The 22,642-nt window shown below is 64.0% G+C and carries 24 protein-coding genes; 10 read left to right on the top strand and 14 right to left on the bottom strand.

Features of this window, described 5'->3' with window-relative positions; translation table 11 throughout:
* Window positions 1-5 precede the first annotated feature (5 nt).
* On the bottom strand, window positions 6-653 hold the full coding sequence (locus BM019_RS02040) for a TetR/AcrR family transcriptional regulator (RefSeq protein ID WP_009045192.1): 648 nt from the start codon (window positions 651-653) through the stop codon (window positions 6-8).
* Window positions 654-797: 144 nt separating this feature from the next.
* Between BM019_RS02040 and BM019_RS02035 the strand changes: the two genes are divergently transcribed.
* The 4 genes from BM019_RS02035 to BM019_RS02020 are packed head-to-tail and all read left to right on the top strand — an operon-like array spanning window position 798 to window position 4,303.
* Window positions 798-1,406 carry a paraquat-inducible protein A gene (locus BM019_RS02035; RefSeq protein ID WP_007925154.1) on the top strand — a complete coding sequence of 203 codons (609 nt, stop codon included), beginning with the start codon at window positions 798-800 and terminating at the stop codon, window positions 1,404-1,406.
* Window positions 1,406-2,020, top strand: a complete 615-nt coding sequence (locus tag BM019_RS02030) for a paraquat-inducible protein A (RefSeq protein ID WP_009045191.1) — start codon at window positions 1,406-1,408, stop codon at window positions 2,018-2,020. The genes BM019_RS02035 and BM019_RS02030 overlap by 1 nt, the downstream gene beginning before the upstream one ends.
* Entirely contained in the window at window positions 2,013-3,701 is a 1,689-nt protein-coding gene (locus tag BM019_RS02025; protein ID WP_085531986.1) for a PqiB family protein, read from the top strand. The genes BM019_RS02030 and BM019_RS02025 overlap by 8 nt, the downstream gene beginning before the upstream one ends.
* A complete protein-coding gene (locus BM019_RS02020) occupies window positions 3,698-4,303 on the top strand; it encodes a PqiC family protein (RefSeq protein ID WP_092417486.1) in 606 nt (201 codons plus the stop codon). Before BM019_RS02025 ends, BM019_RS02020 begins: the two co-directional genes overlap by 4 nt.
* Window positions 4,304-4,510: 207 nt before the next feature.
* Here the strand turns inward: BM019_RS02020 and BM019_RS02015 are convergent, their stop codons facing one another.
* A complete protein-coding gene (locus BM019_RS02015) occupies window positions 4,511-6,127 on the bottom strand; it encodes an inorganic phosphate transporter (protein ID WP_085531982.1) in 1,617 nt (538 codons plus the stop codon).
* A gap of 284 nt (window positions 6,128-6,411) precedes the next feature.
* Entirely contained in the window at window positions 6,412-7,434 is a 1,023-nt protein-coding gene (locus tag BM019_RS02010; protein ID WP_092417485.1) for a transporter, read from the bottom strand.
* A gap of 274 nt (window positions 7,435-7,708) precedes the next feature.
* Between BM019_RS02010 and BM019_RS02005 the strand changes: the two genes are divergently transcribed.
* A complete protein-coding gene (locus tag BM019_RS02005; RefSeq protein WP_092417484.1) occupies window positions 7,709-9,334 on the top strand; it encodes a methyl-accepting chemotaxis protein in 1,626 nt (541 codons plus the stop codon).
* 63 nt (window positions 9,335-9,397) lie between these two features.
* Here the strand turns inward: BM019_RS02005 and BM019_RS02000 are convergent, their stop codons facing one another.
* Window positions 9,398-9,715, bottom strand: a complete 318-nt coding sequence (locus BM019_RS02000) for a PepSY domain-containing protein (RefSeq protein ID WP_007925169.1) — start codon at window positions 9,713-9,715, stop codon at window positions 9,398-9,400.
* A 152-nt stretch (window positions 9,716-9,867) separates the two neighbouring features.
* Between BM019_RS02000 and BM019_RS01995 the strand changes: the two genes are divergently transcribed.
* A complete protein-coding gene (locus tag BM019_RS01995; RefSeq protein WP_092417483.1) occupies window positions 9,868-10,755 on the top strand; it encodes a sterol desaturase family protein in 888 nt (295 codons plus the stop codon).
* Window position 10,756: 1 nt separating this feature from the next.
* Here BM019_RS01995 and BM019_RS01990 read toward each other — a convergent pair whose 3' ends face one another.
* Both BM019_RS01990 and BM019_RS01985 read right to left on the bottom strand, forming a co-directional pair.
* Window positions 10,757-11,437, bottom strand: a complete 681-nt coding sequence (locus tag BM019_RS01990) for a helix-turn-helix domain-containing protein (protein WP_009045183.1) — start codon at window positions 11,435-11,437, stop codon at window positions 10,757-10,759.
* Window positions 11,438-11,447: 10 nt separating this feature from the next.
* Window positions 11,448-12,572 carry a glycerophosphodiester phosphodiesterase gene (locus BM019_RS01985; protein ID WP_092417482.1) on the bottom strand — a complete coding sequence of 375 codons (1,125 nt, stop codon included), beginning with the start codon at window positions 12,570-12,572 and terminating at the stop codon, window positions 11,448-11,450.
* A 250-nt stretch (window positions 12,573-12,822) separates the two neighbouring features.
* On the opposite strand from BM019_RS01985, the gene BM019_RS01980 reads away from it, so the two are divergent.
* Window positions 12,823-13,155, top strand: coding sequence for a DUF2025 family protein (locus tag BM019_RS01980; RefSeq protein ID WP_009045181.1), 333 nt, complete (start codon window positions 12,823-12,825; stop codon window positions 13,153-13,155).
* A gap of 35 nt (window positions 13,156-13,190) precedes the next feature.
* Here BM019_RS01980 and BM019_RS01975 read toward each other — a convergent pair whose 3' ends face one another.
* Both BM019_RS01975 and BM019_RS01970 read right to left on the bottom strand, forming a co-directional pair.
* Window positions 13,191-13,514 carry an antibiotic biosynthesis monooxygenase family protein gene (locus BM019_RS01975; RefSeq protein ID WP_092417481.1) on the bottom strand — a complete coding sequence of 108 codons (324 nt, stop codon included), beginning with the start codon at window positions 13,512-13,514 and terminating at the stop codon, window positions 13,191-13,193.
* A complete protein-coding gene (locus BM019_RS01970; RefSeq protein WP_092417480.1) occupies window positions 13,511-14,230 on the bottom strand; it encodes a CTP synthase C-terminal region-related (seleno)protein in 720 nt (239 codons plus the stop codon). Before BM019_RS01970 ends, BM019_RS01975 begins: the two co-directional genes overlap by 4 nt.
* 25 nt (window positions 14,231-14,255) lie before the next feature.
* Between BM019_RS01970 and BM019_RS01965 the strand changes: the two genes are divergently transcribed.
* The gene (locus tag BM019_RS01965) at window positions 14,256-15,206 is read left to right on the top strand and encodes a LysR family transcriptional regulator (protein ID WP_175510553.1); all 951 of its coding nucleotides are present in this window, start codon (window positions 14,256-14,258) and stop codon (window positions 15,204-15,206) included.
* A 1-nt stretch (window position 15,207) separates the two neighbouring features.
* On the opposite strand, the gene BM019_RS01960 is transcribed toward BM019_RS01965, so the two are convergent.
* The 4 genes from BM019_RS01960 to BM019_RS01945 all read right to left on the bottom strand — a co-directional run bounded on the left by BM019_RS01960 (window position 15,208) and on the right by BM019_RS01945 (window position 19,414).
* Window positions 15,208-15,747 carry a DUF1003 domain-containing protein gene (locus BM019_RS01960; protein WP_092417479.1) on the bottom strand — a complete coding sequence of 180 codons (540 nt, stop codon included), beginning with the start codon at window positions 15,745-15,747 and terminating at the stop codon, window positions 15,208-15,210.
* A gap of 91 nt (window positions 15,748-15,838) precedes the next feature.
* Entirely contained in the window at window positions 15,839-17,158 is a 1,320-nt protein-coding gene (locus tag BM019_RS01955) for a methyl-accepting chemotaxis protein (protein ID WP_092417478.1), read from the bottom strand.
* A gap of 343 nt (window positions 17,159-17,501) precedes the next feature.
* A complete protein-coding gene (locus BM019_RS01950) occupies window positions 17,502-18,578 on the bottom strand; it encodes a diguanylate cyclase (protein WP_092417477.1) in 1,077 nt (358 codons plus the stop codon).
* Window positions 18,579-18,805: 227 nt separating this feature from the next.
* On the bottom strand, window positions 18,806-19,414 hold the full coding sequence (locus tag BM019_RS01945; RefSeq protein ID WP_009045174.1) for a TetR/AcrR family transcriptional regulator: 609 nt from the start codon (window positions 19,412-19,414) through the stop codon (window positions 18,806-18,808).
* A gap of 203 nt (window positions 19,415-19,617) precedes the next feature.
* Between BM019_RS01945 and BM019_RS01940 the strand changes: the two genes are divergently transcribed.
* Together BM019_RS01940 and BM019_RS01935 are read left to right on the top strand one after the other, a co-directional pair.
* The gene (locus BM019_RS01940; RefSeq protein ID WP_092417476.1) at window positions 19,618-20,676 is read left to right on the top strand and encodes an MBL fold metallo-hydrolase; all 1,059 of its coding nucleotides are present in this window, start codon (window positions 19,618-19,620) and stop codon (window positions 20,674-20,676) included.
* 103 nt (window positions 20,677-20,779) lie between these two features.
* On the top strand, window positions 20,780-21,337 hold the full coding sequence (locus BM019_RS01935) for an AAA family ATPase (RefSeq protein WP_092417475.1): 558 nt from the start codon (window positions 20,780-20,782) through the stop codon (window positions 21,335-21,337).
* Here BM019_RS01935 and BM019_RS01930 read toward each other — a convergent pair.
* Together BM019_RS01930 and BM019_RS01925 are read right to left on the bottom strand one after the other, a co-directional pair.
* Window positions 21,319-21,636, bottom strand: coding sequence for a helix-turn-helix transcriptional regulator (locus tag BM019_RS01930; RefSeq protein ID WP_009045171.1), 318 nt, complete (start codon window positions 21,634-21,636; stop codon window positions 21,319-21,321). The genes BM019_RS01935 and BM019_RS01930 overlap by 19 nt on opposite strands.
* Before the next feature lie 128 nt (window positions 21,637-21,764).
* Window positions 21,765-22,535 (bottom strand): AraC family transcriptional regulator, encoded by a 771-nt coding sequence (locus BM019_RS01925; protein ID WP_009045170.1) that lies wholly within the window; start codon window positions 22,533-22,535, stop codon window positions 21,765-21,767.
* Window positions 22,536-22,642 lie beyond the last annotated feature (107 nt).

Below are 22,642 nucleotides of genomic sequence, written 5' to 3'. Positions count from 1 at the left end.
AGGGGTCAGCGGGCGGCGTGGTGCCGCTCGATGGCTTCGAGGTAGGCCTTCATCGCCCGGGGGACTTCCTGCAACAGCAGGATGCTCTTGAGCTGGCTATTCTCCAGGGCAACCTGAAACAGGCCGATGGGCAATCCGCGCATGGCCGTCACGTAAGCGTCGCGCTCCGCGGCGCTGGCGGTGGGCAGGCGCAGGGCGAGCATGCGGTCGTAGGTTTCCTGGATTCGCGCCTGGATGGTCGGGGCCTGGAGCTGGCAGGGCGTGAAGGTGGGGCTGATCATCTGCAGCAGGTCGGGATGGGTCTCGAGGTATTCCATGATCGGCATGATCATCCGGTCGATCACCTCCTGGCTGCTCGACTCGACCCAGGTGGCCGGGTCGATGGCCAGGAGGTTGGCGGTGATCTGTTCGAAGGCGTCGATATGGCGCTGGCCCAGGGCGTCGAGCACGCTCTGCTTGTCGCTGAAGAAGTGGTACAGCGAACCGATGGAGGTGCCGGCTTCGCGCGCGAGGCCATGCATGGTCAGGCTGGCCACTCCCTGGCTGACCAGCAGGTGGGCGCAGGCGTCGAGAATCGCCGTGACCCGTTCATGGCCACGAGTCTGTTTCGGCGAGCGCGGGTTTTTAGCCGGGAGCATTTTTGAATCGTTCATGGTCTGAGAGGCAGCAAGGGGCATACATTATGGCGCACCGGGGCGATTGCAGTCCTCAGGTAAAACTAGACACCATCCTCTACTTTTGCAGAGAATACGCGCCATGGATCAGCGCCCTCCGCTGTCCCACCTGACTTGAAGACCATGACACTCTCTCCCAACTGGATCATCTGCGAGCATTGCGATTCGTTGTACGAGTCCGTGCCGCTTGCAAAAGGCCAGACCTCCCAGTGCTCGCGCTGCGGGGCGGTGCTTGAGCGCGCCCGGCACCTGAACGTGCAGCAGCTGCTCGCCCTGTCGATCACCGCGGCGCTGCTGTTCGTGTTCGCCAATGCCTTCCCGGTGATCGGCATCAGCCTCGAAGGCCTGAGCAACGAAGCCACCCTCTGGCAGTCGGTCGAAGCCCTGGCCCAGGGCCGCATCAGCCTGATCGCCGCCGTCACCGGCCTGGCCATCATCCTTGCCCCCGGCCTGCAGATTGCCCTGCTGTGCTGGGTGCTGGGCTTTGCCAACATCGGGCGCGCGGCGCCGGGCTTCAAGGCCTGCATGCGGGCCCTGGAACACCTGCGGCCGTGGAGCATGCTGGAGGTGTGCCTGCTGGGCATCCTGGTGGCCATCGTCAAGCTGGCCGGCATGCTCGACGTGCATCCGGGCCTGGGGCTGTGGTCGCTGGCGATGCTGACGGTGCTGATCATCCTGATTTCCGGCAAGGGCATCCGCCGCCTCTGGGACGACCTGGAGGGCCGCTACTGATGAGCCAGCCTCCCTATGCCCGCGACCTGGGCCTGATGCTCTGCCACACCTGCGGCCAGACCTGCCCCCGGGACGTTCACTACTGCCCGCGCTGCGAGGCCGTGGTGCATGCGCGCAAACCCAACAGCCTGAGCCGTACCTGGGCCTTTCTCGTGGCCAGCCTGATTCTCTACATCCCGGCCAACGTGCTGCCGGTGATGTATACCCAGATCTTCGGCAGCGGCAGCGAAAACACCATTCTCAGCGGCGTGCTGGAGTTCTGGCAGCACGGCTCCTGGGACATTGCCCTGCTGATCTTCATCGCCAGCGTGGTGGTGCCGTGCAGCAAGTTCCTGGTCCTGGGGATGCTGCTGATCACCTGCCAGCGCCGCAGCCATTGGGCGATGCGCGAGCGCGCCAAGCTGTACCGCTTTATCGAGGTGATCGGCTACTGGTCGATGCTCGACGTGCTGGTGGTCGCCCTGGTGGCGGCGCTGGTGCAATTCCACGCCCTGAGCTCGATCGAACCGCGCATGGGCATTCTGTTTTTTGGTTTGGTCGTGGTCCTGACGATGTTCGCGGCCATGAGTTTCGATCCCCGGCTTATCTGGGATGTAGAGGTTGAAGATGTCTGATCATCCAGGTTCCAACGCTTCAAACGCGCCAGCGAGGCCGGGTACCCCCGCGGTCAGGACGCGCCGGTTCAATATCTCGCTGGTGTGGATCGTGCCCATAGTCGCGGCCCTCGTCGGCCTGTCGATGCTGGTGCACAAGTCGCTGTCGGCCGGGCCCGAGATCTCCATCAGCTTCCAGACCGCCGAAGGCCTGGAAGCCAACAAGACCCAGGTCAAATACAAGAACGTGGTGATCGGCAAGGTCACCTCCATTGCCTTGAGCAAGAACCGCAGCAAGGTGATCGCCAAGGTCGAGCTGGACCAGTCGGCGGAGTCCTTCACCGCCGCCGACTCGATGTTCTGGGTGGTGCGCCCGCGCATTGGCGCAGGCGGTGTGTCCGGGGTCGACACCCTGCTGTCGGGGGCCTTTATCGGCGCCGACGCCGGCCATGAAGAAAAACGCAAGAAAAGCTTCGTCGGCCTGGAAACGCCGCCTGCGGTGACTTACGGGCAAAAGGGCAAGCGCTTCACCCTGCGCACCGATGACCTGGGCTCGCTGGATGTCGGTTCGCCGGTCTATTACCGGCGCATCGAGGTGGGCCAGGTGATTTCCTACAAACTGTCGGATAACGGCAAGGGCGTGGACGTGCGGATCTTCGTCAACGCGCCCAACGACCAGTTCGTCACCACCGACTCGCGCTTCTGGAACGCCAGCGGCGTGGACGTGACCCTGGGCGCCAACGGCCTGAAGGTCAACACCGAATCCATGTCGTCGATCCTCGCCGGCGGCATCGCCTTCGTCGAACCCAAGTACAGCCCCAACGCCAAGCCGGCCGAGGAAAACGCCAGCTACCAGCTGTTCGCCGACCAGGACACCGCGCTGGCGCCGCCCGATGGCGACCCGTACTACATGCGCATGCGTTTCGACCAGACCCTGCGCGGGCTGGCGCTCAATGCGCCGGTGGAGTTCCTCGGGGTGAACATCGGCCGGGTGGTGTCGATGGACCTGGATTACGACGAGCAGAAAAAGACCTTCTCCACCGTGGTTGGCGTGGTGATCTACCCGGCACGCCTGGGCAAGGTCCATCAGCAACTGGAGAAACTCAGCGGTGCCGATGAAAGTCGCGCGGGCTACCTGATCGGTGCCTTCGTCCAGCATGGCCTGCGGGCCCAGGCGCGCAGCGGCAACCTGCTGACCGGCCAGCTGTATATCTCCATGGACTTCATCCCCAACGCCAAGCCGGTGCCTTTCGATGCGACCGCGCGGCCGCTGGAAATTCCCACCGTGCCGGGCGGCCTCGACAAGCTGCAGGAGCAGTTGCAGCGAGTGGTGGAGAAGATCAGCAAGTTGCCGATCGATGCTATCGCCAACAACCTCAATGGCAGCCTGACCGAGATGCAGAAGACTTTGCAGAACGTCAACGGCAAGGTGCTGCCAGAAATGCGCGACACCCTGGAGCAGACCAAGAAAACCCTGACCACGGCCAACGACAGCTTCGCCGAGGACTCGCCGCAGCGTCTGCAACTGGGCCAGGCGATGGACGAAGTGCAGCGCACCGCCCGTTCGGTACGGGTGCTCACCGATTTCCTCAGTCGTCATCCCGAAGCACTGATCCGTGGGCGGCTCAAGGACAATCAGCCGGACGCCTACAAATCCTCGACCTCGTCTTCTCGTGAGCCTGAATCGGAAGTCCAGCCATGAAAAAAACTCTAGTGTTGCTGATCGCGTCCCTGGGCCTGGCGGCCTGCAGCTCGGCGCCGACCCATTACTACACCCTGATGCCGCCGGCGCCCGAGCCGGTGGCTGCTGGCGGCGCGGCGTCGGGCCTGCAATTCGAAATGGCCGGGGTGCGCATTCCGATGCAGGTCGACCAGCCGCAACTCGTGGTGCGCCAGGATGGCGGCACCCTGGCGATCCTGGAAACCGCGCGCTGGAGCGCGCCGCTGGTGGATGAGTTCCACGATGCCCTGGCCAGCCAGATGGAGCAGCAATTGGGCACGCGCAACCTGGAGGGTCTGCCCAAGTCCGCGGGGCAGCCGATCCTGTCGTTGCAGACCGATGTGCGCCGCTTCGAATCGGTGCCGGGGCGTTATGCGCTGATCGATGTGGTGTGGAACCTGCGCCTGCGCGGCGATGGCGTCGAGCGCCGCAGCCTGACCTGCAGCAGCCGCATCAGCCAACCGGGCAGCGTCGAGCTGTCGAGCCTGGTCCAGGCCCACCAGCGGGCCATCGACGAGCTGGCCAAGCGCATTGCCGGCACCGCCAAACGCTGGGCGCAAAATCCCGCCACCCGCTGTCCCTGACCCGGCTCTTGTAGCCGCTGCCGTAGGCTGCGAGAAGGCCGCAGGCCTTCAGCGATCTTCAGTACGCAGCGGCCGTACCGGCCGATCGCAGCCTGCGGCAGCGGCTACAGGGGGCCATATACCGAAGGGCAATCCCGCCCCTGTAGGAGCGAGCTTGCTCGCGATGGCGTCAGCAGCCACACCGCCGATTCAGCCGAAGAGGCGGGCTCAGAACAATTGGGTGAACAGCCAGTACAGGCTGCCGGATAGCAGGATCGCCGCCGGCAGGGTCAGTACCCAGGCCATCAGCAGGTTGCGGATGGTCTGCATCTGCAGGCCGCCGCCGTTGGCGACCATGGTCCCGGCCACACCTGAAGACAATACGTGGGTGGTGGACACCGGCAGGCCGAACATATCGGCGGCGCCGATGGTCAGCATCGCCACGGTTTCCGCCGAGGCGCCCTGGGCGTAGGTCAGGTGGGTCTTGCCGATCTTCTCGCCGACGGTGACCACGATGCGTTTCCAGCCGACCATGGTGCCCAGCCCCAGGGCGATGGCCACGGCGATCTTCACCCACAGCGGAATGAAGCGCGTGGCGTTGTCGATCTGCTGCTTGAACAGTTGCAGCTTGCCCTGGGTGTCGGCGTCGAAATCGCCGACCTGGTTCTTGTCCATCAGGCGGATGGTTTCGCTGCTCAGGTACATGTCGTTGCGCACGTTGCCCATGGCTTCGGCCGGCACCTTGGCCAGGGAGCCGTAGCCCTTCACTTCGTCACCGATATGACCGGTCAGGGCGGCCAGGGCCGGGACCAGCTGCGGCGTGGCTTCCTTGCTGCGTACATAGTCGGAAAGCACCGCGCGCGGGTCGGCCGGAGCCGGCTGCGGGGCGTTTTTCACCAGGGCTTGTTGGGTGACTTCGGCCACCGCGGCGAATTGCAGGGCCTGGTCGGCCGGCATGGTGCGATTCAGCGCGTAGGCCATGGGCAGGGTGCCGACCAGGATCAGCATGATCAGGCCCATGCCTTTCTGGCCGTCGTTGGAGCCATGGGCGAAGGACACGCCGGTGCAGGTGACGATCAGCATGCCGCGAATCCACCACGGCGGCGGGGTGTTGCCCTTGGGCGCCTTGTACAGCGCGCGGTTCTTGACGAACAGGCGCAGGGCCAGGAGCAGCAGGGCGGCGAAGGCGAAGCCGATCAGCGGCGAGAACAGCAGGGCGTAGCCGACCTTGGTGGCCTGGCTCCAGTCCACGCCGCTGGTGCCGTCGCGGCCGTGCATCAGGGCGTTGGCCACGCCGACGCCGATGATCGAGCCGATCAGGGTGTGGGACGACGAGGCCGGCAGGCCCAGCCACCAGGTGCCGAGGTTCCACAGGATGGCGGCGATCAGCAGGGCGAAGATCATGGCGAAGCCGGCCGACGAGCCGACCTGCAGGATCAGCTCCACCGGCAGCAGGGCGATGATGCCGAAGGCCACCGCGCCGCTGGACAGCAGCACGCCGAGGAAATTGAAGAAACCCGACCAGACCACCGCGAAATGCGGCGGCAGCGAGTGGGTGTAGATCACCGTGGCCACGGCGTTGGCGGTGTCGTGGAAACCGTTGACGAACTCGAAGCCCAGGGCGATCAGCAGCGCCACGCCGAGCAGCAGGAACGGGGTCCAGGTGGTGACCGTGGTGCCCAGCTCGTGCACGTCGTGCATCAGGCTGTAGGCGGTGAACAACAGGCCCATGGCGAGGATCGCGAAGAACACCACGAGGGTGAAGGGGCTGGCTTTTTTGTCCAGCTGCGGTCTGGCTTCGAGGGCGGGGGAAGGGGAGGCGGCGGTCAGTGAAGGGGTGGCCATTGCCGGACAATCCTGTGGCAGGGAGGAGTGTCGCCCATGATCGTTGCCAAATATTACAGAGAGACTGCCTCAGGTCAGTGTTTGGGTGAATCCTTTAACCACTGGTCAAGAAGCCGCGCCCTTTTCTGTAGGAGCGAGCGGGCGGCGATCCGACTTGCCCGCGATGGCGTCGGTGGCCGCTGCCGCAGGCTGCGATCGGTCTGGGCCGGCCGTGGCGGCCATGAAATCGCCGGAGGTCCTGCTGACCTTGCGCAGCCTGCGGCAGCGGCTACAGGGAATAGGGCCTACATATCCTGGCGCTTGCGAAACGCCCAGCGGCCGGCGATGACGGTGAAGGTGGCGACCAGCGCGACGAGGATCCAGAAGCCCTCCGGGTCCTCGGAGAAGGGGATGCCGCCGACGTTCATGCCGAAGAAGCCGGCGATGATGTTGATCGGCAGCGCCAGCACCGTGACCACGGTCAGGGTGAACAGGGTGCGGTTGGTCTGTTCGTTGATATTGGCGGCGATTTCTTCCTGCAGCAGCTTGATCCGCTCGCCGAGGGCGGTGAGGTCGTTGATGATCAGAGCGAACTCCTCGGTGGACTTGCGCAGCTCCTTGACGTCCTCCTTCTGCAGCCATTGCGGCGGCCGGTTGAGCAGCCGCAGCAGCGAGCCCGGCTCCAGCGCCAGCAGGCGTTGCAGGCGCACCAGCACCCGGCGCATGGCCCCCAGTTCGGCACGGTTGGTGGAGATCCGCGCGGCCAGCAACTGGTCTTCGATCTGGTCGACGTTGAGGCTGGTCTTGCGCACGATCTGGGTCAGCACTTCGCCCTGGTCGCGCAGCAGGTGCACCAGCAGTTCCAGGGGCGAGCGGAAACGTTCGCCGGCCTTGACCGAGGAGCGCAGCTTGTCCACCGAATGCAGGGGCTGCAGGCGCGCGCTGACGATCAGCCGGCTGCGCACGCAGACCCACAGGGTGGAGATGTCCGAGGAAAGCATGCTGCCGAAGTTGAACACCACGTCGTTGACCACCGCCAGCAGGGCCGAGTCCACATGCTCGATGCGGGTCGAGCGCGAGCCTTCGTGCAAGGCCTCGAAGAATTCCTCGGGCAGGGCCAGGTGAGTCTGCATCCAGCGTTCGCAGGCGGCATGGGCCAGGTTCAGGTGCAGCCAGAGAAACGCCTCGCCATCGTCCGGCTGTTGCAGGGCTTGCAGGGCCTTGGCCGAATCCAGTTCGCGACCCCGCTCGCCAGGGCGGAACGCAAAGCCGTAGAGCAGGCCGAACAGATCCGAATCGCGATGGGCATGGTCGATGCTGTGGTTCATGGAGGCTCGCAGGAGGGAAGGCACCTGTAGGCGGTTTTACAGGTTCACTTGAGCCCGATCATCGCAAGGCTTCATGACTGTTTTGTGACGGTTCGAAGTGCAATATTCGGCGGTTATAACCGGCTGTCGGAGGCGCTCAAGAAAGCCTCTTCCAGGCCGATCACGCCTGTGACGACTGCACGACCGGCTTGCCCCGGTTCGCCTGACAGGGATGTTCGCACGCTACCCATGCCCACCTCGGGCGTGCTCTATCCCTGTTGAGAGATCTCATTCGATGTCCTTGCAAAAATCCCTGAGAGCGCAAGTCCTGGCTTTGTTGAGCGGTAGCCTGCTGGCGGTGCTGTTGATCGCGCTGGCGTGTTTTCACTTCCTGTCCAATGGCGTGCAAGGTTATCGCGAGCTGATCGAGGGGCCGTTGCGCACCTCGCAATTGATCGATGAAGCCAACCTGCAATTCAAGGTCCAGGTGCAGGAGTGGAAAAACGTGTTGCTGCGTGGCAAGCAGAGCGCCGAGCTGAGCAAATACTGGCAGCAGTTCGAGGATCGCCAGCGCGATGTGCAGGGCATTCTTGGCCAGCTGGCGGCCGAGCCCGGCATCGATGCGGCGCTCAAGGGCCGTATTGAGCGCTTGCGGGAAGAACATCGGGTGCTGGGCACGGCGTACCAGAAGGGCCGCGATGCCTTTGTCGCCGCCGGTGCCGACCCGGCCGCCGGCGATGCCGCGGTCAAGGGCGTGGACCGCGCCGCCAGCGAGCAGATGAGCGCACTGGTGAGCGAGCTGCGCAAGCAGGGCAGCGAGCGGTCGCGCGACATCAGCGCCGCCGCCCAGCGCACGGTGTGGATCGGCCTGCTGGTGATGCTGGCCTCGGGCTTGTTGATCGGCCTGCTGAGCCTGTGGCTGGTCAACCGCAGCCTGGTGGAGCCGATCCGTCAGTTGATCGACTACGTGGCGCAACTCAGCCGTGGGCGGATTGCCGAACGCGTGGCCAGCAGCCGCCAGGACGAGTTGGGCAAGCTGGCGGTGGCCGCCAACACTTTGCGGGATTTCCTCGCTGAAACCTTCAGCCGCCTGCAGCGCAGCGCCACCGACCTGGACAGCTCCAGCGGCGAACTGAATGCGATTGCCACCCTGATGTCCCAGGGCACCAACGATCAGTTCAATCGCACCGATCAGGTCGCTACGGCGATGAATGAAATGTCCGCCACCGTCCAGGAAGTGGCGCGCCATGCGGCGGATGCGGCGCGCGCCGCCGATGACGCCGACCAGTCGGCCCAGCAGGGCGAGCAAGTGATGCAGGGCACCATCCACACCATCACCCTGATGCGCGGTGAAATTGCCAACACCGCCGAGGTGATCCGCCGCCTGGAAGCCGACAGCGGGCGTATCGGCAAAGTGCTGGAAGTGATCCGCGGCATCGCCGAGCAGACCAATCTGCTGGCGCTCAACGCGGCCATCGAGGCGGCGCGGGCCGGCGAGGCCGGGCGTGGTTTCGCCGTGGTCGCCGACGAGGTACGCAGCCTGGCGCAGCGCACCGCGGCGTCGATCATCGAGATCAACCAGATTATCCAGAGCGTGCAGACCGGCGCGCTGGACGCCGCCCATGCGATCGAGAGTGGCCAGGCGCGCAGCGATGCCAGCGTCGAGCAGGTGACCCAGGCCGGCGCCATGCTGGAGCGGATCACCGAGGCGGTCGAAGCGATCCGCGACATGAACCGGCAGATCGCCACGGCGGCGGAAGAGCAGACCTCGGTGGCCGAGGACATCTCGCGCAACCTGACCGAGATCACCTCGATCGCCAGCACCAACCTGGATAATGTGCAGCGCACCGAGCGCGCCAGTCAGAACCTGCACGAGCTGTCGGGGCAGTTGAACGAGGTGACGGCACGCCTGAGTGCCTGATGCCCCAGCGCATGAAAAAGCCGCGTGGCCTTTCGGGCACGCGGCTTTTTTTGTCCTGAAGAATTACTTGTCTTGCTTGTTGCTCAGGACCTTGCCGGTCTTGGCATCCAGATCGACGTCCCACTCGACGCCCTTGGCGTCACGCAGTTCCACCTGGTAGACGTAGGCGCCGGCCGCTGTTTGCTCAAGCTCGGTGTCGGTGATGTTGGCGGCGGTGGTGCCAGGGTGTTCGGCCAGTGCTGCCTGGTTGAGTTTTTCCAGGTCCATGATGGTGCCGGCCTTGAGCAGGCCCGGGATCAGGTCCGGGCGCACGTCGGCCTGGGCCAGGCCAGCGGTCAGGGTCAGGGCGGTAGCGGCGAACAGGGCAGTCAACGTTTTCATAGGGTCTTTCCTTGGGGTGATTCGTTTAAGTGGGTTCAGGTTAGCCGGTACAACTTAATTCACCCTTAATTCAGCGCAAGCTTTGCGCCGTTTGTTCAATCGCAGTGGCCCTCGGGTCTTTCAAGCTGTGCTCTCGAACAGGAGAGGCAGTGATGAAAGCAATGATCAAAGGCTTGTACGGACCGACGTTCTTTGCCGGCTTCATCGGCGCTGGCGTGTGGGTGATGGGCTCGCCGGGGCTGGCCCCGGGCTGGTTGCTGCTGGTGTTCGCCGGGGCGCTGGGGGTGTCTTTTCTGGCGGAGTGGTGGTTGCCCTATGAGGTGGACTGGAACCGCCCGCGGCAGGATCGCTTGCGCGACGTGTTGCACGCGCTGGTCAATGAAAGCCTGAACGCCCTGGGGTTGCTGCTGTTGCCGGGGCTGGTGAGCCTGCTGGCGTTCGATGGCCTGTGGCCGCGCGGCTGGTCGCTGTGGGCGCAGTTGGCGCTGGCGATGGTCGTCGCCGACTGTGGCCTGACCCTGGCGCATTACTTCAGCCATCGGTTGCCCTGGCTGTGGCGTCTGCACGCGGTGCATCACAGCGTGCAGCGTTTGTATGGCTTCAACGGCTTGATGAAGCATCCGCTGCATCAGTTGCTGGAAGCCAGCGCCGGACTATTGCCGCTGCTGTTTTTGGGAGTCCCCTTGCCGGTGGCGCAGCTGCTCGCATTTGCCATTGCCATCCAGCTGCTGTTGCAGCACTCCAATGTCGACATGCGCCCCGGTCCCCTGGGCTGGGTGTTCGCCTGGGCGCCGATGCACCGCTTTCACCACATGAAGTACGGCACCGCCGGCAATGTGAATTTCGGCCTGTTCCTGAATGTCTGGGACTGGTTGCTGGGCACGGCGTTTTATTCCTCGACCTACCCGATCCGCCAGGGCGACCTGGGCATCGGCAGCCAGCCGGATTATCCGCAGGCGTACTGGCGACAATTGTTGGCACCCTTCAGCAGGCAAGCCGTGCATGAGGAACCGCCGGTGCCCTTGCCGTTGCGCCGTTGAGTCAGTCCAGCAGGCGCAGCTCGATGTGTTGCAGGGCTTGGCGCGCGGTGACGCCGAACAGGGTTTTCAGGGTGCGGGAGAAGTGTGCGGAATCGGCAAACCCGGCGCCATGAGCCGCCTCGGTGATGGCCTGGCCCGCCAGCACCAGGCCCATCGCCAGGCGCAGGCGCCGCCACAGCACCAGGCGCCGCACCGGCAACCCTAGCTGGCCGCTGAACAGCCGTTCGAGCTGGCTCAGGGACAGGTGCGCATGGGCCGCCAGGGCGCTGGCCGAGACCTTGCCGGTCAATTGTCGGTCGAGGACCGCCAGGGCCTTTTCGATCCGCCGGTCCTGCAAGATTCGGCGCGGGCAACGCCGCAGCGCTTCGGTCAGCGCCGGCAGCGTCAGCTCGACACCCAGCAGGCTGTCTTGCAGGGCCTGGGCGTCAATCGTCAGCGGTTCGGCGTAGAGGGTGAACAGGGTCCCGGGTGCATCGAGGATGGCATGCCGTTGCATGGCCGGGATGAACACATGCTTTGCGGTGCAGGGCTGGTCGTCGAGGCTGACGGTGACCGGTGCGGCGGGGGCAAGGATCAGTTGATGGGCGTAGTGGGCGTGGGGCGCGGTACGCCCCAGCTCGCCCTGGATCAGTCCGTAGTCACGCCCGAGCCACAGCTGGCCTGTCCACTCGGGCGTGCGCACGGCGACCGGCTCAGTAGCCGTTGGCCTCGAGCAGCTGGCTGACGCTGCCGCTGGCCGGACGCTTGACGTACTTGAGCAGCTCCGCGGCGCGGTTGGTGAAGATACCGTCGACACCGGAGTCCAGGACCTTCTTGAAGTCCACCGGCTCGTCGATGGTGTAGACGTGCACCAGCAGGCCCTGGTCGTGGGTGAACTGGTTCATCCAGGGTTGCACCAGGTCGAAGTAACTCTGGTCGCCGCCATTGGTGAGTGCCGCCGACGGGCCGGTGCCGATGGCGCCCTGGGCCTTGGCGTAGCTGACCCACTGCTCGAACTCGGCCTTGTCCTTGGGCTCCTGCTTGGCGTAGTAGGCCGCCTTGTCCTTCTCGCCGCTGTTGGCGAAGGTTACGTCGGACTTGGGCTGCATGCCGCCTTCACCGATCCACAGCAGGAGGATCTTCGGCACTTTCGGCATTTCTTTCTGCAGCAGTTCCAGGCTGCTCTTCTCGAAGGTCTGCAACACCACCTTGCCTTTGCCCTGGCCTACCGCCAGGTCGCTTTTCGCCAGCTTGGAGCCGGCCGGGCTGAGCCAGCCGCGGTCCTGGAGTTTTTCCTTGAGGTCGTGCTCGATGCCGGGGAACTGCTTGGGCTCCTTGGTCTCGATGTACAGGCCGGGCTTGTGATGCGGGTTGCTCTGGGCGATGTCGATGATTTCGTCGAGGGTCAGGATCTTCAGGCCGACGTAGCTCGCACGGGCACGGTCGGGATAGGCCTGGTTGAACCAGCTGCCGGCGTCGAGGGTTTTCAGCTCGGCCATGGTGAAGGCGTTGGCCGGGCTGTCCTTGCGCTCGGGAAACTTGCTGGCGACGTCGGTGGTGCGCTGCAGGTTGTTGTCGTGCAGGGCGAACAGCACGCCGTCCTTGCTGCGTTGCAGGTCCATTTCCAGGTAGTCGGCGCCCAGGTCGCGGGCCAGTTTGTAGGCGGCGGCGGTGGACTCCGGTGCATCGAAGGACGCGCCCCGGTGAGCGATCACCGCGGGGTGTGGAATGCCTTGGCTGACAGCCAGTGCGGTGGGGCTTGGGCTGGCGGCCTGTGCCTGGCCCAGGCCAAGCATCAGGCTCAGCATCAGGGCGCTTTTGGTGAAAGTGGCAGGCATGGTCGAGGTCCTTTCGTGGAGGGCGATTTTCAAAGGACTACCTTTTAACAATTGAATGGCCGTTGTGCTATCGCGAAACCGACATAAATCTGCAGGTGCGGCAAATTTTCCGACGCTTTTGCGGGGTGCTTTGCAGTACGCTTGCGCCCTGAAGTTTCCCCGTCAGAGGGAAGCGCGAAAACATTTCCACTCTTGCCTGGCGTGTAAACCATCGATCACCTGTCCTTCGGGACACTCAGTGAGGTTTACCATGCGCATCACATCCGAACTCATCTGCCAGGCCGCCGACCAGCTCAAGGGTTTTGTCGGTTTCAACCGCAAGAGCGGCCAGCACATCGTGCGCTTCAGCGAAGACTCCTTCGGCATGGACGTCGCCGACGACGCCATCACCCCCGCCAGCGAATTCGTCTGGGCCAGCGCCGAGGGCCAGGTCATGGTGCTCAAGCGCGAGCTGATCCAGCTGCTGCTGGAACAGAACATCGACGACCGCATCAACATCAGCGAACCCTTGCGCGTGTACATGCGCCGCACCGACCTGCCGGAGATTTCGGCGGTGCGCAGCCTGGTGCCGGCGGCGCAATAACCAGGATGCGCGGTGGCCGGGCTGGCGATCAGGTCTCAGCGTTCGAACAGGTAGGCGCGTTCGACCTTGCATACCCGGGTGTGACAGGCCGCGTACCAGTCGCTGCGCCCGCGTTCGCGGGCGATGCGGTGTTCGGCATGCTGCTTCCAGGCGAGGATCGAGGCCTGGTCCCGCCAATAGGAGACCGTGATGCCGAAGCCGTCCTCGTTACGCGCGAACTCCAGGCCGAGAAACCCCGGTTGCTGCCGCGCCAGTTCGACCATGCATTCGGCGGCCTGCTCGTAGGCCGGGTCCGGCTCGCGGCGCTGAGCGCTGAAAATCACCGCGTAGTAGGGCGCCTCGGGTGTGCGGGCGATCATGCGTGACGCTCCAGGCAAGCGGCGAGCAGGGCGTTGACCAGGGGCGGTACGACGCCTTTGAGCGCCGCCCGTTCTGGCTGGAACAGGGTGGCGACAAAAAACCGCTGGTCGCGCAGTTCCACCGCCCGCAGGTCGCCGGCCGAGTCGTAGCCGCTGGGGCGCAGGTCGTGCTTGAGCAATTGCGCGGCGAACTGCGGATTGACCCCATAGCGACAGCGATAACCTTCGCTGATCTGCTGCTCGCCGTAGGCTTCGGCGATTCGGCTGCCTGCGCACAGGTGAATGCTGTCGGTGGCTTCCACCAGGGCGCAGGTCAATGGTGTGAGCACGGCGCGCTCGGCCTCGGGATGGGTTTCGCCGTGTTCGGCATCGGCCCAGCCCAGCACATTGCGCGCGTACTCCAGCACCGCGTGCTGAAAACCGCCGCAGGTGCCGAGGAAGGGCCGCTGCTGCTCGCGGGCAAAGCGGATCGCCCGCAGGGCACCGTCCATCGAGCGGTAGGGGCTGGCGGGCACACACCAGATGCCGTCGAACTCTTGCAGTGGCGCGTCGCTGGTCAGGCTGTCGGTGGCCAGCCAGCGGTAGTGCACCTTGAGGCTGGTTTCCTCGGCGGCCATTTCCAGGGCCAGGGGAATGGCCTGGTGCGCGGTGACCTGAGGGTCGTAGTCGCCCACCAGGGCGATGTGCAGGGTCGGCGGATGTGCGATGTGCGGCATGGATTTCTCCTGGTAGGGCCAACGCTTGTCGGTTGCTGGATGCCACTATAGATTGGCGCTCACGCACTCAATATTGGCGTTTATCCAAGTGATCAATGCAGCCACGCACTATCGGCTCGACTACTCCGACCTGTCGCTGATCCTCGCCCTGGTGCGTGGCGGCTCCCTGGCCCGCGCGGCGGCGTTGTTGAAGGTCGATGTGTCCACGGTGTTCCGTGCGGTGCGGCGCCTCGAGGCCGCGCTGGGCCAGCAGCTGTTCGACAAGAGCCGCGCCGGCTACCTGCCCACCGGCCTGGCCCGCACCCTGGCCGAGCAGGCCGAACGCGCGGAACAGGCACTGGACGCGGCACAGGTCGGGGTGGAGCAGGGCGGCGCGGTGGTCAGCGGCACGGTACGCCTGACCTGTACCGACTCGGTGTTGCAGGGCCTGCTGTTGCCGGCGCTGGCGCACTTCATGCCGCGTTATCCGGCACTGGCCCTGGAGCTCAGCACCTCCAATGATTTCGCCAACCTCAGCCGCCGCGACGCCGACCTGGCCCTGCGCCTGACACGCACGCCACCCGAGCACCTGGTGGGCCGGCAGTTGCGGGCGGTGTCTTACCGGGTCTGTGCCAGCCCGGCCTACAGGCAGTCGGTCGCCTCGACGGATCTGGCCGGGCTGACCTGGATCGCCCCGGACGATTTTCTCCCGGACCACGCCACGGTGGCCTGGCGCCGGCAGGCGTTGCCTGGTGTGGTGCCGGGCTATCGCTGCAACAGCATGCTGGCGGTCAGCGAGCTGGTGAAGGCCGGGCTGGGCGTGGCGGTGTTGCCGGATTTCCTGCTTGACGACACCACTGCCCTGCAACCCCTGAGCGACCCGCTGCCGGGCTGCGACACCGCGCTCTGGTTGCTGACCCGGGCCGACTGCCGGGCGCTGCGCGCGGTGGTGACGCTGTTCGACGAATTGAGCCAGCGTCTGCGCGCGCCGCAGTGAGTCATGCCTGGGGCGGGTCCTTGTGCAGGACGTGCCGGTGCATTTCCGAAGTCAGGCCCTCGATACGTTCGGTCAGCTGTTTGGTCATCTCGGTCAGGCGGGTGTTCTGCTCCAGCAGTTCGAGCAGTTGCGCGCTGTGTTGCGCGGCTTGCGCCTGGCGTTCGCTGTTGGCGATAGCGATGGCTTCGCGGTGCTGGGCATCGGCGTCGGTCTGGGCTTTGTCGCGCGCGGCCTGGCGAGTCTGGGCCAGCAGGATCAGCGGCGCGGCATAGGCCGATTGCAGGCTGAAGGCCAGGTTGAGGAGGATGAAGGGGTAGGCGTCGAAGTGCGTCACCCCGCTCAGGTTGAGCCCGACCCAGATCAGCACGATCAGGGTTTGCGCGCCGAGAAAGGTCGGGGTGCCGAAAAAGCGGGCGAAGGCTTCGGCCTTCAGGGCAAAGCGGTCGGTGCCGAAGGTCGGGGCCAGATGGGCATGGGGACGGTGGAAACGCAGGTGGTCGACAGGGGCGGCTGAGGCGGTTGCGGATGGGGTCGGGGTCATGACGGGCTCGGGGCGATGGGACTGCCGGTCACTATAGCCCGTTGCCCGACGCCTTCCCTGGCGTCGACATCGTTGATTCAGAGGCGCCGGTTCAGAGCGTGGCACGCTCGTTGGCGAACATGCTCACCGCCTGTACCGCCTCGCTGGCACCGTCGCGAATCTGCAGGATCACCGTGCCGGCCTGATCCGCCAGGTCCACGCCCTTGGCCGCCCGGTCCCGGGTCCCGTCCATGCTTTTGATGGCCTGCTGGGTTTCTTGCTGGATCATGTCGATCATTCCCGAGATTTCCGCGGTCGAGCCGCTGGTACGGGCGGCCAGTTGCCGGACTTCGTCGGCGACCACGGCAAACCCCCGGCCCTGTTCGCCAGCGCGCGCGGCTTCGATCGCGGCGTTGAGCGCCAGCAGGTTGGTCTGCTCGGCGATCGCGCGGATGGTGTTGACGATGGCGGTGATCTGCTCGGAGCGCTCGCCGAGCTTGGCGATCAGGGTCGAGGAGTCTTCGATGTTGGCGGCGATCTGGCGCATCTCGCTGGCCGCCTGCTGGATCACCGCGGTGCCCTGTTCGGCGACTTGCCGGGTTTCCACCGAGATGTGATAGGCCTGGGTCGCGCTCTGGGCGTCCTGGGCGTGTTTCTCCACCCTCGCGGTTACGTCGGAGGCGAACTTCACCACCTTGCACAGGCGCCCGGCGGCGTCGTACACCGGGTTGTAATTGGCCTCCAGCCACAGCGATTGCCCGCGTTTGTCGACACGCTCGAACTGCCCGCTGAAGAACTCGCCCTGGTTGAGACGCTGCCAGAAGTCCTGGTAGGCGCTGCTGTTGGCCAGCTCGGGCTTGCAGAAGATCCGGTGATGCTTGCCCTTGAGTTCGGCGAGGCTGTAGCCGAGGCGATCGAGGAAGTTCTGGTTGGCCGTGATGACGCTGCCGTCGATGTTGAACTCGATCACCGCCATGGCGCGGTCGATGGCGTGCAGCTTGCCTCTGGACTCGCTTTCCTGTTGGACCTTCTCGGTCACATCGAGGGCGTACTTGACCACCTTGAAGACCTTGCCGTCGGCATCCCTGATCGGGTTGTAGCTGGCCTCCAGCCATACCGGCTGGCCTTGAGCATTGACGCGCTCGAAGGTCCCCGATTGGAACTGGCCGTTTTTCAGGCGCGTCCAGAGCTCGCGGTATTGATTGCCGCGGGCGAATTCGGCATTGCAGAACTGCCGATGGGGGTGGCCGATGACCTGCTCCGCGCGATAGCCCATGGTCTTGAGGAAGTTGTCGTTGGCCCGCAGGACCGTGCCCTCCAGGTCGAACTCGATCACCGCCATCGAACGGTCGATGGCCTCGAGCAGGCTGGCTTGCTGGGCGATGGTGTGGTGCAAGGCGTCGATGGTTTTGTTATGGCGGTTGAATAGCATGATGGCTGGTGCTCAGTGGGAAAAACCTGGAGTCAGTCCCTGTTGTCTGCGCCTGCATGCCGAAAGCCCCCTGGGCCTCGGCCTTGTCTGCTCAATGCCAGCATTCCATGACTGACAGATACCCCTTGGAAGGGCACGCCCCTGTCCGGCGCGTACCCTTGCTCAACGTCTGAGGTGAGACGCTGGGCCTGCGAGTCAATTTAGGGAAGTTATGTTGCACGGCGGCGAATATGCCGCGCGTTTTTTTTAGGCAACCGCATGGCGGCATTATGCCGGCTTGGTGGGGAGCGATGCGGGTAAGAATTGTACAAAGCTGCGGGTTTTTACATTTTTGTACAACTTTTCAGGAGCCGGTGGACGCCGTCAGGAGCGCGTCGTTTATCGGGGGGGCGACAGCGACTTTGTTGCGCCCGGTGTTTTTCGCGGTATACAGGGCTTTGTCGGCCTCCATGAACCACATTGCGGCATCGCGCAGCCCCGGGTGCCAGGCGGCCAGGCCGATACTCAGGCTGACCCGGAGTGGTGGCACGCCCGGATGGCGATAGTTGCTGAAGACTTGCCGCAGTCGTTCCATCACTTCGTGGGCCTGCTGGATCGAGGTCGTCGGCAGGATCACGCAGAACTCGTCGCCGCCATAGCGCCCGGCCAGGTCGTCCTGGCGCAGGTTGAGCTTGAGGTCCCGGCTCAATTGATGCAGCACGGCATCGCCGAGGATATGGCCGTAGCTGTCGTTGATGTGTTTGAAGTGATCGATGTCGATCAAGGCAATGGTGCCGTGACAGCGTTGCTGCTGGCATTTGGTGAACTTGAGGTGCAGCAGGTCTTTCCAGGCGCCGTGGTTGAGCAGGCCGGTCAGGCTGTCGGTGCGGCTCAGCGCGCTGAGGGTGCGCTTGTGCTCGGAGAGCTTGATCGCCAGCCGGTAGCAGACCATACCCACCGCCATCGGGTAGAGGGTCAGCATCGGCAGGCAGGCGTAGATCTGCAGCTGGGTGGCATCCCCGGTGAAGGCAGGACCGAGCAGCAACCACGACAGCAGTATCCCGCTCAGTTGTGCCATGGAGCCATGGATGAACAGGCGCAGGCCACCGGCCGCGACGTTGTTCATTGCCATCATGGCCAGAATGGTCACCGTGGGCAGCGGATTGAACTGCATCGCCGCCGCCCATAAACCACCGAAGAGCGAGTCGCACAGCAGGTTGCGGCGTTCGGCCTGGTAGGGGAAGGCCGCGCGGGTCGAGATCAGGTATGCCAGGTGCGGCCAGATAAAGCCGTTGAACAGCAGGAGCAGCCAAACCCAGGTCGGTTGCGACAGCGGGTACAAGCCGGCGAATACGCTGAGGCTGCCAATCCCCAGCCCGACGATCCTGGGCAGGTAAATACGTTTGGCAAACGACAGCCCTTTGCCTTGTTGGTTATCCATAAATTTCTGCGCGAGCCCGGGTTTGAAACACTTTGTGGTGTTTTTATTGGCCGTCACCCTTCATTGGGCAAGGCGGCGAATATTGTCATTTATTCCAACAAGAATAATCAGTGTCCTTGCAGGCCATTTAGTGGAACGAGCGTACGCAAATGCCCATTGCAGAGCACTCGGTGCAAGTCATGGCGGTCGGCAGATCCGCTGTCGGAGCAAACCGGGGGAGAAGGGAATCAGGCTTGATAGCAGGCCAGGAACATGTCCAGCGTGGATTCGACGACGCGCTGCTGTTCGTCTTCCTTGAGGGGCGGCTGATTCATGGTGATCTGTGGCCAGAAGGCAAACGCCTTGAGCATGCCGTGGAGCTGCTGGGCGGCGAAGTCCGGGTCCAGCGGCTTGAGCCGGCCGTCCGCCCGGGCCGAGCGAATCCACACCATCAGGCTTTCTTCACGCTCGCCCATGCGCGCCACCATGTACTGGGCGCGCTCGGGGGAATGCAGGGTCGCGGCAATGGCGACCCGCGCCAGGTTGAGGAAGTTGTCATCGGCCAGCAGTTGCAGCTTGGCCATCAACAAGTCCCGCAACTGTTCACGCAGGGTTAATCCGGGGTGGTAAAGAATGTCCGCCCGCGCCCTGATGCTCGCCCATAACTTATGCATGATCTCGGTGAACAACTCCTCCTTGCTGGGGAAGTGGTTGTACACCGTGCGCTTGGACACTCCGGCGGTTGCCGCGATCTTGTCCATGCTGGTGATATCGAACCCGCTGGCATGGAATTCGGTGATCGCCGCCTGGATGATGGCTTCGCGTTTGAGGTCGGTCAGGCGCTTGGGAGCTGTCATAAGTTGGGTTCGATGGCGGTCGTTGGCAGTTATCCGGGGCAGTTTACTTAGTCCCGGGTTTGTTGCAATCTAGAAAAACTACACTGTGCAGTGTAGCTCATGGCAGAAAAAATGATGGTCGGCTGACGCTTGCGTGCATTGGCCTTTGTCGTTTCCGCAGAGAATCACCGGAGCCTTGTCGGGCTCCTTGGAGTCACTGATTCATGGCCACTCTCTCTTCCCGTGCAGACAGCGCCTCACGCCCCGAAACGTCCTTGCAGGAACAAGGGGCGTTCCGTAATCACGCGCCGGTCCGGCGTGCCGGGCTGGGCAGGACGCTGAGTATTTTCTGGCGCATGTTGTTCCACAAACCGCGTAATACCCGCCCGGTCGGGGCCATCCCGGTGCAGCCATTGACCCACGAACAGCTGCTGGCGGCGCCGAACCAGAGCGTCTACCGCCTGGGGCATTCGACGGTGCTGTTGAAGCTGCACGACAAGTTCTGGATCACCGATCCGGTATTCGCCGAACGCGCATCGCCGGTGCAATGGGCCGGTCCCAAACGTTTTCACCAGCCGCCTATCAGCCTGGAGCAATTGCCAGCGATCGAAGCGGTGATCCTGTCCCATGACCACTACGATCACCTGGACCACCAGACCGTGCTCAAGCTGGCGGACAAGACCCGCCATTTCCTCACCCCCCTGGGTGTGGGCGATACCCTGGTGAAGTGGGGCGTGCCGGCCGACAAAGTGCGCCAGCTGGACTGGTGGGAAGGCACGGAAGTCGATGGCATTCGTTTTATCGCCACGCCTTCCCAGCATTTCTCCGGCCGTGGCCTGTTCGATGGCAACAGCACGCTGTGGGCCTCCTGGGTAATGATCGATGGCGACAGCCGGATCTTCTTCAGCGGTGACACCGGTTACTTCGATGGCTTCAAGCGGATTGGCGAGCGTTACGGCCCTTTCGACCTGACCCTGATGGAAACCGGCGCCTACAACGTCGAGTGGCCGGGCGTGCACATGCAGCCGGAGCAGACCCTGCAGGCGCACATCGATTTGAAGGGCCGCTGGTTGTTACCCATCCACAACGGCACGTTCGACCTGTCGATGCATGCCTGGTACGAACCGTTCGATCGCATCCTCTCGCTGGCCTGGGAACGCAGCATCGCTATTGCCACGCCGCAGATGGGCGAGGCCTTCAACCTGGCGCACCCGCAACGGGGGCACGCCTGGTGGATGGAGGTCGACCCCGTGGCCGAGCAGGTAACGGCAAGCGATCTGTAGACCCTTCATCGGCTGCTCCCCGAGCCCGGCTATCGCCAGGTTGCCGTGTCCGGGCCTGGGGAGTATCTAGAGAACTCCCCCAATATCCTCGACGGACCTGGTGATGGCTTATCGGCTTCATCTGTTTGGCGCGTCTGGTTCCGGCACCACGACCTTGGGCCAGGCGCTGGCCCAGCGTTTGGGTATCGCCCACTTCGATTCCGATAACTTCTTCTGGCGCCCCAGCGAACAGCCTTTCAGCCTGCGCCGTCCCCGGGACGAGCGCATCCAGCTGTTGCAGCAGCAGGTGGCCGGGTTGGACAGCTGGGTGCTGTCCGGCTCCTTGTGCGGTTGGGGCGATCCGATGATTCCGGCCTTTACCCATGCCATTTTCCTCCGCCTGGACCCCGAGGTCCGCCTGCAGCGTTTGCGGGTGCGCGAGTTTCAGCGTTATGGCGAGCAGATCCATGAGGGCGGCGAACGCCATCTCGCGACTCAAACCTTTCTTGCCTGGGCGGCTGGCTACGACACGGGAGGCCAAGGTACGCGCAGCCTGCGCCGGCATGAGAGCTGGATCACCGGGCTGAGCTGCCCGGTAATCCGCCTCGATGCCACTCACCGCTCGGTGCAGGCATTACAGGAAGAGGTATTGAGCGCCCTGGATCACTCGATCATGGCGTAGTCGGGCCGTTCCATCGGGTTGGGCGTCGCACCCTTGATGTTCATGCCACGCCCCGGAGCGAAGCCGGGGAAGAACACCAGGCCTTCTGCTTCCAGGCGAAAGGCCAGGGCCAGTCGGGTCACGTCGAGCAATTCGCCGCCCGCCTCGAAGCGGTGAATGGCGGCTATCGAGACGCCGGATTCCTGTGACAGCTGTTCCTGGCTCCAACCCAGCATGGCGCGGGCCTGAATACAGTGTTCTGGGGTGAACTGGAAGAGGGCGATACGTTCCAGGGTGACTTTCATCGCGAGTGCGGCCATGGGATTTCTCCGGAAGCGGGTGAAGATGAGTCGATAAAGTACTGTTTATTTGTACAGTTGTTTTGCTCCCGGATCAAACTCATTTTGCCGATCGCCTCAACGTCTTCGTGACAAGTCTTGTCCCGGCCCTATGCCCCGGTTTCCAGGTAGGCGCTGGGCGGTTGCCCCGCTACCCGGCGGAACATGGTGGAAAAGGCGGCAGGGCTGTCATAGCCGAAATCGAGGGCGATTCGCGTCACCGCCTCGCCTGCGGCGAGCCGGGTCAAGGCCCTGACCACGCAGGCGCGCTGGCGCCACTGGACGAAACTCATGCCGGTCTGCTCGCGGAACAGGCGGTTGAAGGTGCGCAGGCTGATATGCAGCCGTTGCGCCCATTGCTCGGGAGACTGGTGGGCATCGGGTTGTTGCAGGAAGGCCTGGCACAGGGTGAGCAGGCGTGGCATTTCGGGCAGGGGAATGTGCAGGGGCAGGCGGGTGGTACGGCTCAGTTCATGCAGCAACAGACTGACCAGCACGCCGTCGCGTCCGTTCTCGTCGTACGCCAGCGGCAGATCCACCGCCTCCATCAGCAACTGGCGCATCAGTGGCGACACGCTGATCACCTGGCACTCATCGCCCAGGGCCGGCATGGCCGCCGGCTCGATGTACAGGCTGCGGGTACTGACCCCGAGCATCAGCACCTCATGGGCCACCCGCGGTGGAATCCATACCGCGCGCTGTGGCGGCACCACCCAGCGGCCATTCGTGGTGCTGACCTGCATCGCCCCGGTGGCGCCATACAACAGTTGCGCGCGACGATGGCTGTGGCTCGGCAACAGGTGGCCCTGGGGGTAATCGGTGCCGATCGCCACCACGGCGCGTGGGGTGTGATCCAGCAGATCGATCGAAGTGTTACGCATGGCATCGGCGTCCGCGGGTTGGCGTGAATGCAAACAGTATTGGCCGACTTGCTAAAGCCGGCCAAGCCCTGACGCTCTATCGTCGAGGTCTTCTGCTAACGGAGAAC

It is taken from the genome of Pseudomonas sp. NFPP07 (assembly GCF_900115645.1).
Taxonomy (GTDB): Bacteria; Pseudomonadota; Gammaproteobacteria; order Pseudomonadales; family Pseudomonadaceae; genus Aquipseudomonas; species Aquipseudomonas chlororaphis.
The sequence above is the reverse complement of the archived record's forward strand: the minus strand, read 5'-3'. Positions and strand labels throughout refer to the sequence as shown.